13 protein-coding genes are annotated in these 14,649 nt (G+C 70.5%); 8 read left to right on the forward strand and 5 right to left on the reverse strand.

All coding sequences use genetic code 11. The annotated features are described in order from the left end of the window. Window positions 1–33: 33 nt before the first annotated feature. Window positions 34–414: an MmcQ/YjbR family DNA-binding protein gene (locus IEY78_RS12835; protein WP_189097813.1), complete on the reverse strand. Its 381-nt coding sequence runs from the start codon at window positions 412–414 to the stop codon at window positions 34–36. Between the two features lie 274 nt (window positions 415–688). After that, entirely contained in the window at window positions 689–2,185 is a 1,497-nt protein-coding gene (locus IEY78_RS12840; RefSeq protein ID WP_189097955.1) for a sialate:H+ symport family MFS transporter, read from the reverse strand. A 286-nt stretch (window positions 2,186–2,471) separates the two neighbouring features. Here IEY78_RS12840 and IEY78_RS12845 point away from each other — a divergent pair, with 286 nt between their 5' ends. After that, window positions 2,472–3,659 (forward strand): saccharopine dehydrogenase family protein, encoded by a 1,188-nt coding sequence (locus IEY78_RS12845; RefSeq protein WP_189097814.1) that lies wholly within the window; start codon window positions 2,472–2,474, stop codon window positions 3,657–3,659. A gap of 16 nt (window positions 3,660–3,675) precedes the next feature. Here IEY78_RS12845 and IEY78_RS12850 read toward each other — a convergent pair whose 3' ends face one another. Continuing rightward, entirely contained in the window at window positions 3,676–4,380 is a 705-nt protein-coding gene (locus IEY78_RS12850) for an endonuclease V (RefSeq protein WP_189097815.1), read from the reverse strand. Window positions 4,381–4,465: 85 nt separating this feature from the next. On the opposite strand from IEY78_RS12850, the gene IEY78_RS12855 reads away from it, so the two are divergent. Next, the gene (locus IEY78_RS12855; RefSeq protein WP_189097816.1) at window positions 4,466–4,765 is read left to right on the forward strand and encodes a YciI family protein; all 300 of its coding nucleotides are present in this window, start codon (window positions 4,466–4,468) and stop codon (window positions 4,763–4,765) included. 84 nt (window positions 4,766–4,849) lie between these two features. Here the strand turns inward: IEY78_RS12855 and IEY78_RS12860 are convergent, their stop codons facing one another. Next, window positions 4,850–6,316 (reverse strand): sugar porter family MFS transporter, encoded by a 1,467-nt coding sequence (locus IEY78_RS12860; protein ID WP_189097817.1) that lies wholly within the window; start codon window positions 6,314–6,316, stop codon window positions 4,850–4,852. Between the two features lie 383 nt (window positions 6,317–6,699). Here IEY78_RS12860 and IEY78_RS12865 point away from each other — a divergent pair, with 383 nt between their 5' ends. From IEY78_RS12865 to IEY78_RS12880, 4 genes are all read left to right on the forward strand, one after another. After that, window positions 6,700–7,605: an SIS domain-containing protein gene (locus IEY78_RS12865; RefSeq protein ID WP_189097818.1), complete on the forward strand. Its 906-nt coding sequence runs from the start codon at window positions 6,700–6,702 to the stop codon at window positions 7,603–7,605. Window positions 7,606–7,684: 79 nt separating this feature from the next. Further along, a complete protein-coding gene (locus IEY78_RS12870) occupies window positions 7,685–8,566 on the forward strand; it encodes a class II fructose-bisphosphate aldolase (RefSeq protein ID WP_189097819.1) in 882 nt (293 codons plus the stop codon). A gap of 151 nt (window positions 8,567–8,717) precedes the next feature. After that, a complete protein-coding gene (locus IEY78_RS12875) occupies window positions 8,718–9,521 on the forward strand; it encodes a DeoR/GlpR family DNA-binding transcription regulator (RefSeq protein ID WP_189097820.1) in 804 nt (267 codons plus the stop codon). A gap of 964 nt (window positions 9,522–10,485) precedes the next feature. Beyond that, window positions 10,486–10,797 (forward strand): hypothetical protein, encoded by a 312-nt coding sequence (locus IEY78_RS12880; protein ID WP_189097821.1) that lies wholly within the window; start codon window positions 10,486–10,488, stop codon window positions 10,795–10,797. 66 nt (window positions 10,798–10,863) lie between these two features. Here IEY78_RS12880 and IEY78_RS12885 read toward each other — a convergent pair whose 3' ends face one another. Then, window positions 10,864–11,481 carry a TetR/AcrR family transcriptional regulator gene (locus IEY78_RS12885; RefSeq protein WP_189097822.1) on the reverse strand — a complete coding sequence of 206 codons (618 nt, stop codon included), beginning with the start codon at window positions 11,479–11,481 and terminating at the stop codon, window positions 10,864–10,866. 138 nt (window positions 11,482–11,619) lie between these two features. On the opposite strand from IEY78_RS12885, the gene IEY78_RS12890 reads away from it, so the two are divergent. Further along, the gene (locus IEY78_RS12890; protein WP_189097823.1) at window positions 11,620–12,051 is read left to right on the forward strand and encodes a hypothetical protein; all 432 of its coding nucleotides are present in this window, start codon (window positions 11,620–11,622) and stop codon (window positions 12,049–12,051) included. A 521-nt stretch (window positions 12,052–12,572) separates the two neighbouring features. Beyond that, window positions 12,573–14,639, forward strand: coding sequence for an FUSC family protein (locus tag IEY78_RS12895; RefSeq protein WP_189097824.1), 2,067 nt, complete (start codon window positions 12,573–12,575; stop codon window positions 14,637–14,639). Window positions 14,640–14,649 lie beyond the last annotated feature (10 nt).

The following is a 14,649-nucleotide window of genomic DNA, read 5'->3' on the forward strand; positions in this document are numbered from 1 at the left end:
ACGGGCCTTTGCGCGTCCGCTGCCGCTGCGCCGCTATCCCCCGTCGAGCTCGGCGATGAGCTTCTTGGGGGCTATGACGCGATACGACTCCTCCGCCCAGTCGCAGAGCAGCTCGGCCGGCGGAGCGCCCTGCCCCTCCAAGGGGACCTGCACCCATCCGGACGCGCCCAGGCCGTAACCGGCGGGCTTGGCGCCGGGCGAGGTCAGTGCGTGGGCATGCGCTTCCGGGTCCTTCAGCTTCAGCGTGACCCCGAGCGGATGGCTGCCGTCCCCGACGCCGAGGAAGACGAAGACCTTCTTGTTGACCTTGATGACGCTCTCGCCCCAGGGAAACTCCTCCACGGTCCCGGGAAGGCCCAGCGCGAACGCCCGCACCCGCTCCCGCACCGCCGCCGGATCCGACGCCTTCGCCATGACTTCCTCCACGTCCGTCCCCCGTACGGCACCTGTGGTGCCGCCCGGCGCCACGCGCACACCGCGCGGGCCGACCCAACGCATTCCACGCTAACGGCGACCACTGACAACGGCTTCGCGGAGCGCCGGACGCCCTGCCGGCCGAGGGACACCTGCCGCCATGCCTGCCCGGCCCGGCGGGGCGCCACGCTCGCCGGCGGGCGCGGGACGCGGTGCCGTGCCCGTCGCCCTGTCGTCGTACGACTGCCTGTGGCGCAGGGGGCGTCGGCGACCGCTACGGCGCGTCGGGAGCCGCGTCCCCGGTATTCGGGCCGGGCACCGCTCCCGTGGACCGGCCGCCCACTCCCCCGGCCTCCGGCACCAGCTGGTCGTCCGGCAGCTGACGGTCCGCGAGGCGCCCCAGCCGCCGGGGGACATCGCCGCCCACCAGGAGGACGACGACCAGCGTCAGCCCGAAGGTGAGCACGGCGAGCGCCCGCCCCAGGGGCATGCCCTCGGCCAGACGGGCCCCGAGGACGGGCGCGACCGCGCCGCCCAGCGCGCCGACGTTGTAGACGAAGCCCAGGGAGGCGGCGCGGGTCGCGGTGGGAAAGTGGCCGGCGATGTACTTCGGCAGGATTCCGGAGATGCCCTGGCTGAGCGCGAGCAACCCGAAGAGGAGCACGCCCAGCGCCGCAAGGCTGTCCCGTACCGCGAAGACCGGGAAGACGAAGGCCAGCGAGGCCAGCAGGGTGTACGCGTAGGCGCGGCGGGTGCCTAGCAGGTCGCCTACGAAGCCCGCCAGCCAGCAGCCCGCCATGGTGCCGAAGCCCGCGTAGAACATCACGTCGGTGACCTGCGCGGGCGCGTATCCGAGATCGGTCTTGAGGTACGTGGGCAGCAGGGCCTGGATCGGCCAGCTGTAGAGGAAGGCGCAGAACACCGTCGCCATCAGGGAGACATACAGCAGCCCTCCCCGGCGGCCACCCAGCTGCACCGCGAACGCGATCAGGCACAGCGCGGCGACGCCCGACAGCCAGGGGACGCCGCCGGCGCCGACCGGCGTGAAGACGCAGAACAGCGCGACGGCGGCAACCGCCGCCAGAGCCGTATTACACCCGCCGCGAAGGCGGCCGGTGAACAACGGCCGCAAGGCGTCGGGGCGTTCCCCGGCCGTGCGGGCGGCGATCTGCCGCTGCCAGTCCCCGGCCTCCGGCAGCGTTCTGCGCACCCAGAGGGCCACCAGTACGGGCAGTACGCCGATCCAGAACATCCAGCGCCAGCCGCCGTGAGGCACCACCCACCTGTAGAGCTCGGCAGCGAGGACGGTGCCGCCCGCATAACCGGAGATCAGGAATCCGGAGGCGCGGTTACGCCATCGGGTGGGCCAGCTCTCCAGCACATACGTCGCACTGGCGCTGTACTCCCCCGCCATCCCCAGACCGATCACCAGGCGGGCGACGAACAAACTGGTGTAATCCCAGGCGAACCCGCAGGCGAAGGTGCCGAGCGAGTAGAGCAGGATGCTGGCGATCATGGCGGCCCTGCGCCCGTAGCGGTCGCCCATCGCGCCCAGCACGGCACCGCCCAGCCACCGGGTGATGAAGGCGCCGGAGATCAGCGACGCCGCGGTGGCGGTGCGCAGATGGAAGTCGTCGGCGATATCGGTCAGCACCAGCGTGATCAGGACGAAGTCGAAGCCGTCCAGGAGATAGCCGATGCAGGCGGCGAACATCGCCTTCCACTGGGCCGGGGCGACCTCCCGCCACCCGTTCCGTATCCGGCCGGGCATCTCCCCGGGGCGCGTCGGCACAACGATCCGGCCTCCTCGGAAATCCGCGGTCGGCAGTCGGCGGCGGGGGGTGCGGGAGCGGCGACCGGCAGACCGGACATCGGACGTCCCATGTCAGGGCGCTCCCGTGAATCTGGCGCCGTATCGACACCCTGTCAAGACTGCGCGCCACGCCCCACCCGCCCCCGGAGGCCCAAGGGAGCGGCGGCCGAGGGACGTTGACGGGGCGACGGTGACTGCCTAGGGTCCGGACTCCAGGTCAAGCGGGTGCTGGAGAGGACGCGGGATGCGACGGCAGGACACCACCGGGCGAGCCCATGACCTCGTCCTCTACGGGGCGACAGGTTTCACCGGCGCACTCACTGCCGAATATCTGGCGGCGCACGCCCCCAGGGACTGCCGCTGGGCCCTGGCCGGGCGCAACATCGCCAAACTGGAGCAGCTGCGCGACCGGCTGGTGAAGATCGACCCCGCCTGTGCCGACCTGCCGTTGTTGCGGGCCGACAGCGGCGACCCCGACTCGCTCCGCGCGCTCGCCACCGGCACCCGGGTGCTGGTGTCGACGGTGGGCCCCTACGTGCGGCACGGCGAGCCGCTGGTGGCCGCGTGCGCCGCAGCCGGCACCGACTACGCCGATCTGTCCGGGGAGTCGGAGTTCATCGACCGGATGTACGTCCGGCATGACGCGACCGCCCGCGCCACGGGCGCCCGCCTCGTCCACGCCTCCGGCTTCGACTCCGTCCCGCACGACCTGGGTGTGCTCTTCACGGTGGGGCTCCTCCCCGAAGGCGCCCCCATACGCATCGACGGCTTCGTACGGACCAACGCCACCTTCTCCGGCGGCACGCTGGCCTCCGCGCTGACCGCCGCCTCACGGCCGATCGCCATGGCGCGGGCCGCCCGCGCACGGCAGCGGACCACCCCGCGACCGGTCGGCCGTACGGTGCGAGCGCCCCTCGGCGCGCCCGTCAGGAGCCGTGAAACACACACCTGGGGCGTGCCGTTGCCGACCGTCGATCCGCAGATCATCGGCCGCTCGGCCGCCGCGCTGGAACGCTACGGACCGGATTTCCGCTATCGCCACTACGCGGGTGTCCAGCGGCTGCCGATCGCCGTCGGCGGGGCACTGGGAGCAGGCGCGCTGTGCACGCTCGCTCAGGTGCCGCCCGCACGGCGCTGGTTGTCGGCGCGGCTGGAACCGGGCGACGGGCCGGACCCGGAGCGCCGTGCACGCAGCTGGTTCAAGGTGCGTTTCGTCGCCACCGCCGGCGGAAAGCGCCTGATCACCGAGGTCTCGGGCGGGGACCCCGGCTACGACGAGACCGCGAAGATGCTCGCCGAGTCGGCGCTCAGCCTGGCCTTCGACGACCTTCCGGAAACCGCGGGCCAGGTGACGACCGCGGTCGCCATGGGGGACGCACTGACCGCTCGCCTCCAGAAGGCCGGCATCACCTTCCGCGTCGTCCAGGGGTAGTCCGGATCCCTTGCCCCTAGGCGCTCGCGAGTGCCTTCCGGCACAGCGAGTCGGCGGCCCGCGTCGTCTCCGGAAGGCGGTAATGAGCCGCCAGGCGGAGCGTGTGCGCACAGGCCCGGTCGAGGCCGACCCGGTGCCCCACGGAGACGAAGACCGGCTTGACGCCCTGTTGGGTACGCAGCGCACGTCCCACCTCCTCGGCGCCGTCCAGCAGCGGGGAGGTGGCGCCGCGGTCCGGCCCGGGAGGCGCGTACCGGAATGTGAAGGGGTTCTTGGCCACCCCGATGGTGGGCAGCCCCGTCAACACCCCCAGGTGGCTGGCCAGTCCGAAGCGCCTCGGGTGCGCGAGCCCGTACCCGTCGCAGACCACGAGGCCGGGAACACGGGCCAGACGGGCGAGGGCGTCGAGCACGGTGGGGATCTCACGGAAGGCGAGCAGCCCGGGGACGTACGGAAAAGAGATCCGGCCGACGGCGGTGGCCTCGTCGACGACGGCGAGCGTACGGGCGTCCAGCGCGACGGCGGCCGCGGCGACGACATCCCGGGCGTCGTCATAGGCCACGTCCACCCCCACCACGGTGCCGTCGAACCCCGGTTCCGGACCGGGTTCATCGAGCCGTACACGGGGCCGCAGCCGGTCCTGCACCGCGCGAGCCTGGGCTTCGTCGGTGGGCCAGTGCCGCAGGGCGTCGTCGCAGCGGAGCATTCCGGGAGTGTCCATGATGATCACCACGCTACCGACCACCGGGTGAGTCCGGCGCGGGCGGATCGGCCTGCCCTTCCCGGTTCTCCTCTATATTGCCGCCATGTTCGTCTTGGAGCTGACCTATACCGCACCTCTCGCACGCGTCGATGAGGCCCTTCCCGACCACGTGGCATGGCTGGAGAAGGAGTACGCCGCAGGGCATTTCCTTGCGGCCGGCCGCAAGGTTCCGCGCGACGGCGGCGTGATCCTCGCCACCGGAACGGACCGTGCGACCGTCGAGAGGATCGTGTCCGAGGACCCCTTCGTCCGCGCCGGGGTGTGCGAGTACCGCGTCACCGAATTCGTGGCGACGACGACCGCGCCCGCACTGGAGCAGTACCGGGAGCAACCGCCGTCCTGAGACAGCGGCCCCTGTGGCGGCAGCTGCGCCTGCCGCCACAAACGGAGCGCCCACCGGGGCTCGTGGGCACCGTCGGCCCACCGCCTACGTCGTCGTGGTCGGAGGCACGGTTTCCGCACGGTCCGGGCCGAGGTGCGCGGACGCCGGTGCGAGTGGCGCGGGCCAGCGTCCCCCGTTGCCCCAGTACTCCCGGATCTCCTCCAGCTGGCGCCCCTTGGTCTCCGGCGCGGTGACAGCGGCGAAGACCAGGGCGCCGAGCGCGAGGACGCCGAGCCCCGCGAACGTCCGGGCGGCGCCCGCCCATGCCATCAGCGAGGGGAAGAACTGGGCGATCAGGAGGTTGGCGACCAGGTCCGCGGTGAGCATCACCGACGCCCCGGTCGAGCGCAGCTGGGCGGGGAACGATTCGCTCGCGTAGACCCAGATCAGTGAGCCGAAGCCGAAGTTGAAGGCCGCGGTGAACAGCAGGATGGCGGCGAACCCGACCCACGTCATGGTGCCGTGCAGCTCGCCCGTGCCGAAGACCGCGGTCAGCACGGCGAGCATCACGACCATCGTGCCGATGCCGCTGAGCAGCACCACCCGGCGGCCGAGCCGGTCGATGATGAGGATGGCGAGCACGGTCGCGGCGAGCGAGGCGAGCTGGACGAACGACGGCAGCAGGAAGTTCTGGCCGTTGCCGGTGAAGCCCATCTCCTCGAAGATCTGCGGGCTGTAGTAGGTCACGGCGTTGATGCCGGTGATCTGGCAGAAGAACCCGAGGCCGACGACGAAGAGCGCGGCGCGGGCATAGGGCTTGCGCAGCAGGGAGCGCGCCGAGCCGCCGCTCTCCTCCGCGAGCGCCGCCTCCACCGCGGCGACCTCGGTACGCGGATCGACCTCCGGGTCGGTCATGGCCATGACCTCGACGGCTCGTTCCGTACGTCCCTTGAGGACGTACCAGCGCGGCGTGTCCGGCAGCCGCAGGAGCGGAATCAGGACCAGTGCGGCGGGGATCGCCGAGAGGCCGAGCATCCAGCGCCAGTGACCGCCGCCGGACAGGCCCCAGTTGACGAAGTACGTGATGACGATGCCCGCGACCGTGGCGACTTGATAGGCCGCGACGGAGGCTCCACGAATCCGCGCCGGGGTCGATTCGGCGACGTAGAGCGGGGCGGCGACGATCGAGATGCCGATGGCGATGCCCAGCAGGAAGCGGACGACGTCCAGCACGATGACGTCGGGCGCGAGGGCGGAGAGCGCGACGAACACCGCGTAGGAAGCGGCGACGGTCAGCATCGCGGCCCTGCGGCCCAAGGCGTCCGCGAGCCTGCCGCCGATCAGGGCACCCACGATGGAGCCACCCACCAGAATGCTATTGACCAGGCCTTTCTCGGCCTCGGTGAGATGGAAGTCCTTGCTCAGGAAGACCAGGGCACCGGAGATGCTGCCGGTGTCGTAACCGTAGATGACGCCGACGACGGCGCCGGTGAGCGCGAACATCCTGCCGGTGCGGCGTGCGGTCCGGGGTGAGGGCGGCGGGGGTGTCGCGGAAAGCGTGGCAGTGGACACGGGAAGTCCTTTGTGCGGCGGGGCGGGCCTTGCTGCATGGCGGAACGTGCGTGACTGATCTTGCGAGTATTCGGCTCCTTTCGCGCAACTGTCAACACTCATTCGCCACCTCGTCGCCGCACCCGCCGACCCCTCGGCCGACCTGACCTGGCAGCCCGTTCAGCGTCAGCCGCGCACCTCCGGGCGCAAGGAACACGGTCTGCGCGGAGTCGCCGCACTCACCCCACCTCCGATGCGTCCACTCGTTCGAGGGATGGAACGCTGCGCGGATTCTGCGTACAGTCGATTGCAACGAAGTAAGAAAATGCAGCTTTGCGCAGAAGCGGCGCGTCACAGCACGGCAGAGCACCGCACGGCACGGTGAAGATCACGGGAGGGTGGCCATGAGCGAGATCTCGTACATGGAGCAGGAACTGCACAGTCAGCCGGAGACCTGGCGGGAGGCGGCGCGGCTCGGTGCGGCGGCCGGCCCGCTGCCGGAGGCCGGACAGCGGGTGGCCGTCATCGGCTGCGGCACGTCATGGTTCATGGCGCAGTCGTACGCGGCGCTGCGGGAGGCGGCGGGGCAGGGGGTGACGGATCCGTTCGCCGCGTCGGAGGCCTTCCTCGGCAGCGACCGCGGCTATGACGTGGTCGTGGCCATCACACGCTCCGGGACCACGACCGAGGTATTGCGCGTGCTCGACGCTGTTAAGGGCCGCATCCCGACGGTGACGATCATCGGCGATCCCGGGACACCCGCGGTGGCCCTCTCCGAGAGGACGTTCGCGCTGCCGTTCGCCGATGAGAAGTCGGTGGTGCAGACCCGTTTCGCGACGACGGCGCTGACACTGCTGCGGGCGCACCTGGGTGAGGACATCTCCCGGGCGGTGGCCGACGCGGAAGAGGCGCTGGCCGCACCGGTGGAGAAGGAATGGGTGGACGCCGAGCAGTTCTCCTTCCTCGGCACGGGCTGGACCTACGGTCTGGCCAATGAAGCGGCCCTCAAGATGCGGGAGGCGTCGCAGAGTTGGACGGAGTCCTACCCCGCGATGGAGTACCGCCACGGGCCGATCGCGATAGCCGCACCGGGCCGGGTGACCTGGCTGTTCGGCCAGGAGCCGGACGGGCTGGAGGCCGATGTGGTGCGGACCGGCGCCCGCTTCGTGCGCCATGACCGCGATCCGCTGGCGGACCTGGTGCTGGTCCAGCGGGTGGCGCTGGAGCGGGCCCGCGCCCGCGGTCTGGACCCGGACAACCCGCGCAGCCTGACCCGCTCGGTGATGCTCGAGGCACCGGCCGTCTCCTAGCCGGCCGCCTGCCTCTCCCGCGCACCGCAGCCACCCTCCACACGCCAACCAGCCACACTCGCAAGGGAGTCAGCGTCCCATGCCCCTCGTTCCGACCTCATCGATCGTCGATGCCGCATCAGCGGCGCGGGTCGGTGCCGCGGCTTTCAACGTCATCCATTTGGAGACGGCCGAGGCACTCGTCACCGCCGCCGAGCGCACCGGCATCCCGTTGATCCTGCAGATCAGCGAGAACTGCATCCGCTATCACGGCAGCCTGCTGCCCCTCACCCGCGCCACCCTCGCCCTCGCCGAGGAGTCCTCCGCCCCCATCGCGGTCCACCTCGACCACATCACCGACAGGGACCTGGTCCAGAAGGGCATCAGCGCCGGGGTGGGCTCCGTCATGGTGGACGCCTCCGCCCTTCCCTACGAGGAGAACGTCGCCACCACCGCGGAACTCACCGCCTGGTGCCACGAGCGCGGCGCCTACGTCGAGGCCGAACTCGGCGAGATCGGCGGCAAGGACGGGGTCCATGCGCCAGGGGTGCGTACCGACCCGGACGACGCCCTGACCTTCGTCCGCGCAACGGGCGTCGATGCCCTCGCCGTGGCCGTCGGCTCCTCCCATGCGATGCGCGAACGCACGGCCGTACTCGACAAGGAACTCATCGCCGCGCTGCATTCCACCCTGCCCGTGCCGCTGGTTCTGCACGGCTCCTCCGGAGTGCCGGACGACGAACTGCGCCGCGCCATCGCCGCCGGAATGACGAAGATCAATATCTCCACCCATCTGGTGTCCGTCTTCACCCGGTCGATACGGCAGACCCTCGATGCCGACCCGACGCTCGTCGACTCCCGGAAGTACCTCAAGCCGGCCAGGGCAGCGGTGACCGAGGAGGTGGCACGCCTGCTGGACGTGCTGGGCACACCGGCGACGGTCCCGGACCGGCACGTCAGCCAGGCCCCGGCCCCGGGATGAGCCGGCGCAGGACGGGAAAGCGGCACCGACTCCCCCACGGCGCCTCGCCCCCGGCAGAGCCGCTTGACCGGAGGGCGGCCCGTCTGCCGCCCGTCGCGGGGGTGCCCGCCATGCACCTCCGTGACATGCGGAGACGAATTAGGCTCGCGGCATGAAGCGCCATGAACGGATGAACGCACTGCTCGAGCTGCTCGGGGACCGGGGCCGGGTGGATGTCGAGGAGGCCGCGACCGCCCTGGAGGTCTCGGCCGCCACCATGCGGCGCGACATGGACGCCCTCGCGGAGCAGCAGCTGCTGACCCGTACCCGAGGCGGGGCGGTGCTCAGCTCGGTGGCGTACGACCTGCCGATCCGCTACAAGCACGCGCACCGCTCCGCGGAGAAGGAGGCGGTGGCCCAGGCGGCGGCGAAGCTGGTCGAACGGGGGGACGTGGTCGGGCTGAGCGGCGGCACCACGACCACGGCCATCGCCCGGGTACTCGCCACCCGCCCGGACTTCGCGGAGGCGGGTCCGCAACCGCATCTGACGATTGTCACCAACTCCCTCAACATCGCGAATGAGCTGGCCGTGCGGCCACAGATCAAGATTGTGCTCACGGGTGGGGTGGCACACTCGCGGTCGTTCGAACTGGTCGGCCCCTTCAGCGAGTTGGTGCTTCAGCAGGTCTCGATCGACATCGCGTTCATCGGCGCCAACGGCATGGAGCCGATGATGGGCGCCACGGTGCACGACGAGGCCGAGGCCCGGGTCAACCGCCTGATGGCCGAGCGCGCCCGGCGTGCCGTGGTCGTCGCGGACTCGTCGAAGATCGGCGAGCGCTGCTTCGCCCGGGTCGGCGACGCGGATGTCTTTGACACGTTCATCACGGACAGCGGCGCGAAGGAGGCGACCCGCCGCGAGTTCGCGGACCGGGGCCTGCGGGTGGTGACGGCACGCCCGTCCGGGGGCGAGTGATCTCCCGGCCGGGGCCGCTGAGGGATAGCGGCGCAAGCGGGCTCGGCCCGTGACTGCCGCGACCGCCTTCGATCGTGCCGACTTCGATCCCGGCTCCGGTCGCCGGTGCCGGCCATCGGCTCCGGTCGCTGGTTCTGACCATCGACTCCGGTCGCTGGTGCTGACCATCGACTCCGGTCGCTGGTGCGGCCACGGGCCTCGGCCATCGGTTTGAGGCATCGACCTCAGCGCCCGGCTTCGATCCTCGGCTGCGGTCGTCGGCTTCGCCCCCGGCCTAGGACGTCGGCTTCGGACGTCGGCTGCTGTCGTTGGCTTTGCTGTCGTTAGCCGCTGTCGCCGGCTTCCGAAGCTCCCTGGTATTGGCCGAAGATCTCCGCTTCGGTCCGGTGGCTCGCCGGGGTTGGGCAGGATCGTCGACTGATGCCGATCATGGGCACGCGGATCCGGCCATTCGGCGGCGATGGCTCGCTTCCGGCCGAGAGGTTCGGGTCCGCCCTTGGCGGCGCTTGCCCCGCACAAGGTGCGTCGGAGGGCAGCACGGGAGGGCACGGGAGGGCACAGCGTGGCCGGATCGCGCCGAATCGGGCAGGACAGAGAGGGCATACCGGAAAATGTGACCAACTTGGCCCGTCTCGCCTTGAACTATCGCCGCGACGGCGAGCGGCAATGGGAATTCCGCATCGGATGACGGTGTCCAGCGCGCAACCATGGGAGGGGCCTGACCTGCGACGTAAGGGGTAGTGGGTCAGCAGATGCGGCGCCGGGGGATCTCCTCGGCCGATGGAGCGAGGAGCCATACCGTCGCGGCGGGGGCCGTCCCGAAAGGGTCGCGCTTGTGTCGCGCTTGTGTCCCTGTGTGGCCCCCGGGGCTGATATTCCCAGAGTGGACGTGGACAATGGGGAATGAACGTGCGAAGCGACGAGATGCTTCGCGGGGGATCTGAGCAGTCCAGCGGGGGATCACATGAGGAAGTTCTTGGCCATAGTGGTGGCGATAGTGGCGTGCAGCGCCTCCCTCACGCTCACCTCGGCCTCGAGTGCGGCAGCCGCCGATCGGTCGCCGCAGTGCGTCAAAGTCCGGAAGTACTTCAACAAGGGCCATCAGCGCTATGTCCGCCTGACGAATCTGTGCACCAAGCGGACTTCGTGCTTCACCATCGTCGTCCCGCATCAGCGTAACCCTCACGGCAGCCTCCCCAAGGGCGCGACGAAGGACATCCGCTACGGGACGACCGACGGCTCGCGAGCCCTGTTCGTGAAGAACACGCCCTGCTGACCGGATCGCGATAACGAACGGACGAACCCCGGCGGGCGCGCCGAGCGACGCGGTCTGCCGGGGCCGTCACCTGCGGGCGGCGACGCCGTCCAGCACCATGGAGAGGTACTGGCGGGCGATCTCCTCGGGGCTGTGTTGTCCGCCCGGCCGGTACCAGCTCGCCGCGACCCAGACGGTGTCGCGGACGAAGCGGTAGGTGAGCCGGATATCGAGGTCGGCGCGGAAGACTCCATCGGCCACGCCACGCTCCAGTGTGCCGAGCCACGCCTTTTCGAACTTCCGCTGGGAGTCGGTGAGATACCCGAACCGGGGCAGGGCGGTGAGGTGCCTGGATTCCTTCTGGTAAATGGCGACGGCCGCGCGATGACGGTCGATTTCCCGGAAGGACTCGGTGACCAGCGCTTCGATCGTCTCCCGGGGGCCGAGTCCGGAGGCGAGTACGGCGTCATAGCCGTCCCACAGTTCGGTGAGGAAGCTGGACAGGATCTCGTCCAGCATCGATTCCTTCGAATCGAAGTGGTAGTAGAGGCTGCCGGCGAGCATCCCGGCCTCGTCCGCGATACGGCGGACGGTGGTGGCGTTGTAGCCGTGCGCGGCGAAGACCTCCGCCGCGGTGTTGAGCAGTTCGCGGCGACGCTCAGGGGACGCGTTCGCGGTCGTCGTCTTCTTCTTGGCGGCTGACACCCGGCCATTGTCGCTTCCCCCGGCGTCGCAGTGGCGTTCCGCCGTCGGTCACTTCGGCAGCTCACGTTGTTGAGTTGCCCCTCCCCGTCATCTCGGCGACGTACTCGTCGATGCACAGAGCAAGAAGCCCTGAGAAGGGTGAGCATCGTTGTTCGGGATGATGGGGCGGTGTCTCTTCGCTATTTCAGTCAGACCGGCTGGACCGCGATCTTCAGCGGCACCGACACCGAGATCGGCCGCATGGTGCGTGTGGAGTGCTGGGACGAGGCGACCGGGGCGGCCCTGGTCGTCGATCCCAAGCGTGGCGCCCTGCGTCCGGTGACGGGCTACGAGGACTTCTCGCGCCTGGAGCGAGCCGAGCAGGTCATAGCTGCGGTGCCTGGTGGAGGGTGGCAGGTGCACTGGAAGGACGAGGGCCCAGGGGGGACGCCGCTGACGGAACAGGTGCTGGCCTGGCTCATCACGTCGCAGGGACGGGCGACGGCCATCACCGTCGATACTCAGGGGCATGTCGAGGATGCCGATGGCGCCGACGCCTTCATCCCGCCGGGCGAGAACCCCGCGTCCTGATCGCAGCCGGTCAGAACAGGTTGTTCCCGGATACCTGTCGACTGGCGGCTACAACGCACAGGCGACTCCTGAACATGCAGGCCAGCCAGTCTCAGCCCCCGGCTTGACATCGAGATTGGGAAGTTACCTCTCCCGCCCCGGGTGCCCCTCCCATCGCGTCTCCCTGCCGCATCTCCCGTTGCCCTCGGGTGCCGCTCCCCCGTTGTCTCTCCTCATCCTCTCGCCGGGCTCGCATCCGCAGTGAGCCGCCGCCTCGTCGAATCGACTCCTGGCCGGGCCGCCTCCCTATTGAGCCGCCTCTTTGCCGAGCCGCCCCTCGCCGAGCCGCCCCTCGCCGTGCCGCCTCTCTCTGGGCCGCCTCTCCGCCGAGCCACCTCTTTACCGAGCCGCCTCCTCGCCGGGCCGACTCCTCCATGCACCACCTCCGCGATGGGCCACCTCCCGATGAGCCTCGCCTTCCCTGTCGGCGTCGCGCCGAGCGCATATCTTTTACTAGTGAAACACCTGTTAACCTTTTCGGTATGGGGAAGCATCGCAAGCCGTTCTGGCAGAGCTGGCGTATCGGGACGGGGAGCGCGGTGCGGGTGCGGCCGTTGGCTGTCCGTGGTGCGCTGCGGCTGCGTCGGCCCAGCGATATTTGGTACAGGGCGGCCGTCGGTGCGTTGGTGGCGATGGTCGTTCCGGACCTTGTGCTGTTCGCGTTGGGGCAGCTGGACCTGGTGCTTTACACCTCAGCCGGGGCCTTGTGCGCCCTGTATGGGCACGGGCTGCCGTATGCCGCCCGGGCGCGCACCCTGCCGTGGGTGGTGCTCGGAATGGTGGCGAGTGTCGGTGTCGCGCTGACCGCGGCGTCGCTGACCACGTCGACCGCGCTGCTCGTCGTGTTCGCCGCGGTGGTCGCCGCGCTCCACAAGACGGTCTGTGACGCGACGCGGATCGGGCCGCCGGGGAACATCATTCTGACATTCGTCACCGCGTCGGCGTTCTTTGTGCCGCAGCGCCTCGGGCAGGTGCCTTTGCACCTCGCTCTGACGCTCGGCACCGGCATCCTCGCCTGGCTGGTCTGCATGGCTCCGGCACTGCTACGGCCGCAGGGGCCCGAACGGATCGTCGTCGCCCGTGCGCTGGAGGCGGCCGCGGGGCTGTTGCGTACGGAACCGGGCGTCGACGGCGCGCGGCCGGCCGGGGCGACGGACGCCTGGCATGCCACCGCCGCCGCGGTGAATGCCGCGTGGCAGACGCTGTACGGGGTGCCGGCGCACACCCCGGCGAAGGCCACGGCCCGGGCGGGGCTCGAACGGCTGCTGGTGGAGGCGGAGTCGGTGCTGGGGAGCGTGGGGCGGGACGTCGAGGGGGAAACCGGGCGAGAGGCTGGGAGGGCGGTCCGGACGTACGACGGTCGGCACTACAGGCACAGCTTCGACGACGACTTCGACCGAGCCTCCGGCCAAGGCTTCGGCCGGGCCGTCGGCCAAAGCCTTGACCAGCACTTCGGCCAGAGCATCGACCAGGGTGTCGGTCAGAGCATTGACCACGGCAATGACCAGGGCTTCGGACAGGACCTCCGGCGGTTCGAAGCCGAGCGGCTCAGTGACTGGGCGCGTGAGTTGCGTGGTGGAGGGCCCCTGCCGGAGGTGGCGGGCGTCGCCTCGTCCTGGCAGGTCGGGGAGAAGGAGGAAGTCGGCGGCGAGGTGACCGGAGTGCGGCGGCCCGCGCCGGGGCAACCGCGCGGGGTGCGGCCGGTGCTCGCCCGGATCGGGCCGGGGTCGCCGCTGCTGCCGATCGGTGCGCGGGTCGCTGCCGGTTGTGTGCTGGCGGGCTGGACATCGATGGCTCTGGGAGTCGGGCATCCGTACTGGGCCGTGGTCACCGCCGCCTCGATCTACCAGGCCAACACCACACTCACCTGGCAGCGGGCCCTGCAGCGCACCCTGGGAAACGTGTCCGGCCTGCTGCTCTACACCGCGCTGCTGCCGCTGATCCATCTCGGCCCCCTCGCGATGATCGCGCTGGCGCTGGCCTGCCAGGTCGGCGCGGAGGCCTGGATCAGCCGCAACTACTGGCTCGGCTCGACCTGTGTCACACCACTGGCCCTGCTGCTGTCCGGGTTCGGCAGTCAGCTGCCGGCGCGGGCGCTGATCGCCGACCGCTGGATCGACACCGTGGTGGGCGCGGCGGTGGGCCTGGCCTGCTGCCTGGTGGTCACCAACCGACGGGCCGCGGACCGTATCGAGGTGGCCCTGGAGCGGGTCGCGGCCGCGGAGGCCGCAGCGTCCCGGCTGCTCGCGACGAGGCCCGCACCCCGTGCGAGCGGTACGGAGGGGTCCGCACCCCCGGCAAGCGGTACGGAGAGGTCCGCGCCCGGTGCAGGCAGTACGGAGAGGGCGGACGGTGTGCGGGAGGCCGGTTGGGCCCGGGACCGGCTGGCCGGTTGTCTGGTCGAGCTCCGCGAGGCCGTGGAGGTGGCGTCCGGCGAGTGGTGGCAGCGCGCCCTTCCGGAGGAACGGATCGACCATGCCCAGCAGCAGGGCCACCGGACGCTGGTGCGACTGGTCCGGCAGCTCCGGGTGCCGGTGGCGGCCGCCTGACGCGGGTGGT

The sequence above is a fragment of the Streptomyces kronopolitis genome, from assembly GCF_014646275.1.
In the GTDB taxonomy this organism is placed as follows: Bacteria; Actinomycetota; Actinomycetes; order Streptomycetales; family Streptomycetaceae; genus Streptomyces; species Streptomyces kronopolitis.

Excerpts from the sequence above, each read along its gene's own strand:
- IEY78_RS12835 (WP_189097813.1), bottom strand. The coding sequence starts at position 414 with ATGGCGAAGGCGTCGGATCCGGCGGCGGTGCGGGAGCGGGTGCGGGCG.
- IEY78_RS12840 (WP_189097955.1), bottom strand. The coding sequence starts at position 2,185 with ATGCCCGGCCGGATACGGAACGGGTGGCGGGAGGTCGCCCCGGCCCAG.
- IEY78_RS12845 (WP_189097814.1), top strand. The coding sequence starts at position 2,472 with ATGCGACGGCAGGACACCACCGGGCGAGCCCATGACCTCGTCCTCTAC.
- IEY78_RS12850 (WP_189097815.1), bottom strand. The coding sequence starts at position 4,380 with ATGGACACTCCCGGAATGCTCCGCTGCGACGACGCCCTGCGGCACTGG.
- IEY78_RS12855 (WP_189097816.1), top strand. The coding sequence starts at position 4,466 with ATGTTCGTCTTGGAGCTGACCTATACCGCACCTCTCGCACGCGTCGAT.
- IEY78_RS12865 (WP_189097818.1), top strand. The coding sequence starts at position 6,700 with ATGAGCGAGATCTCGTACATGGAGCAGGAACTGCACAGTCAGCCGGAG.
- IEY78_RS12870 (WP_189097819.1), top strand. The coding sequence starts at position 7,685 with ATGCCCCTCGTTCCGACCTCATCGATCGTCGATGCCGCATCAGCGGCG.
- IEY78_RS12875 (WP_189097820.1), top strand. The coding sequence starts at position 8,718 with ATGAAGCGCCATGAACGGATGAACGCACTGCTCGAGCTGCTCGGGGAC.
- IEY78_RS12880 (WP_189097821.1), top strand. The coding sequence starts at position 10,486 with ATGAGGAAGTTCTTGGCCATAGTGGTGGCGATAGTGGCGTGCAGCGCC.
- IEY78_RS12895 (WP_189097824.1), top strand. The coding sequence starts at position 12,573 with ATGGGGAAGCATCGCAAGCCGTTCTGGCAGAGCTGGCGTATCGGGACG.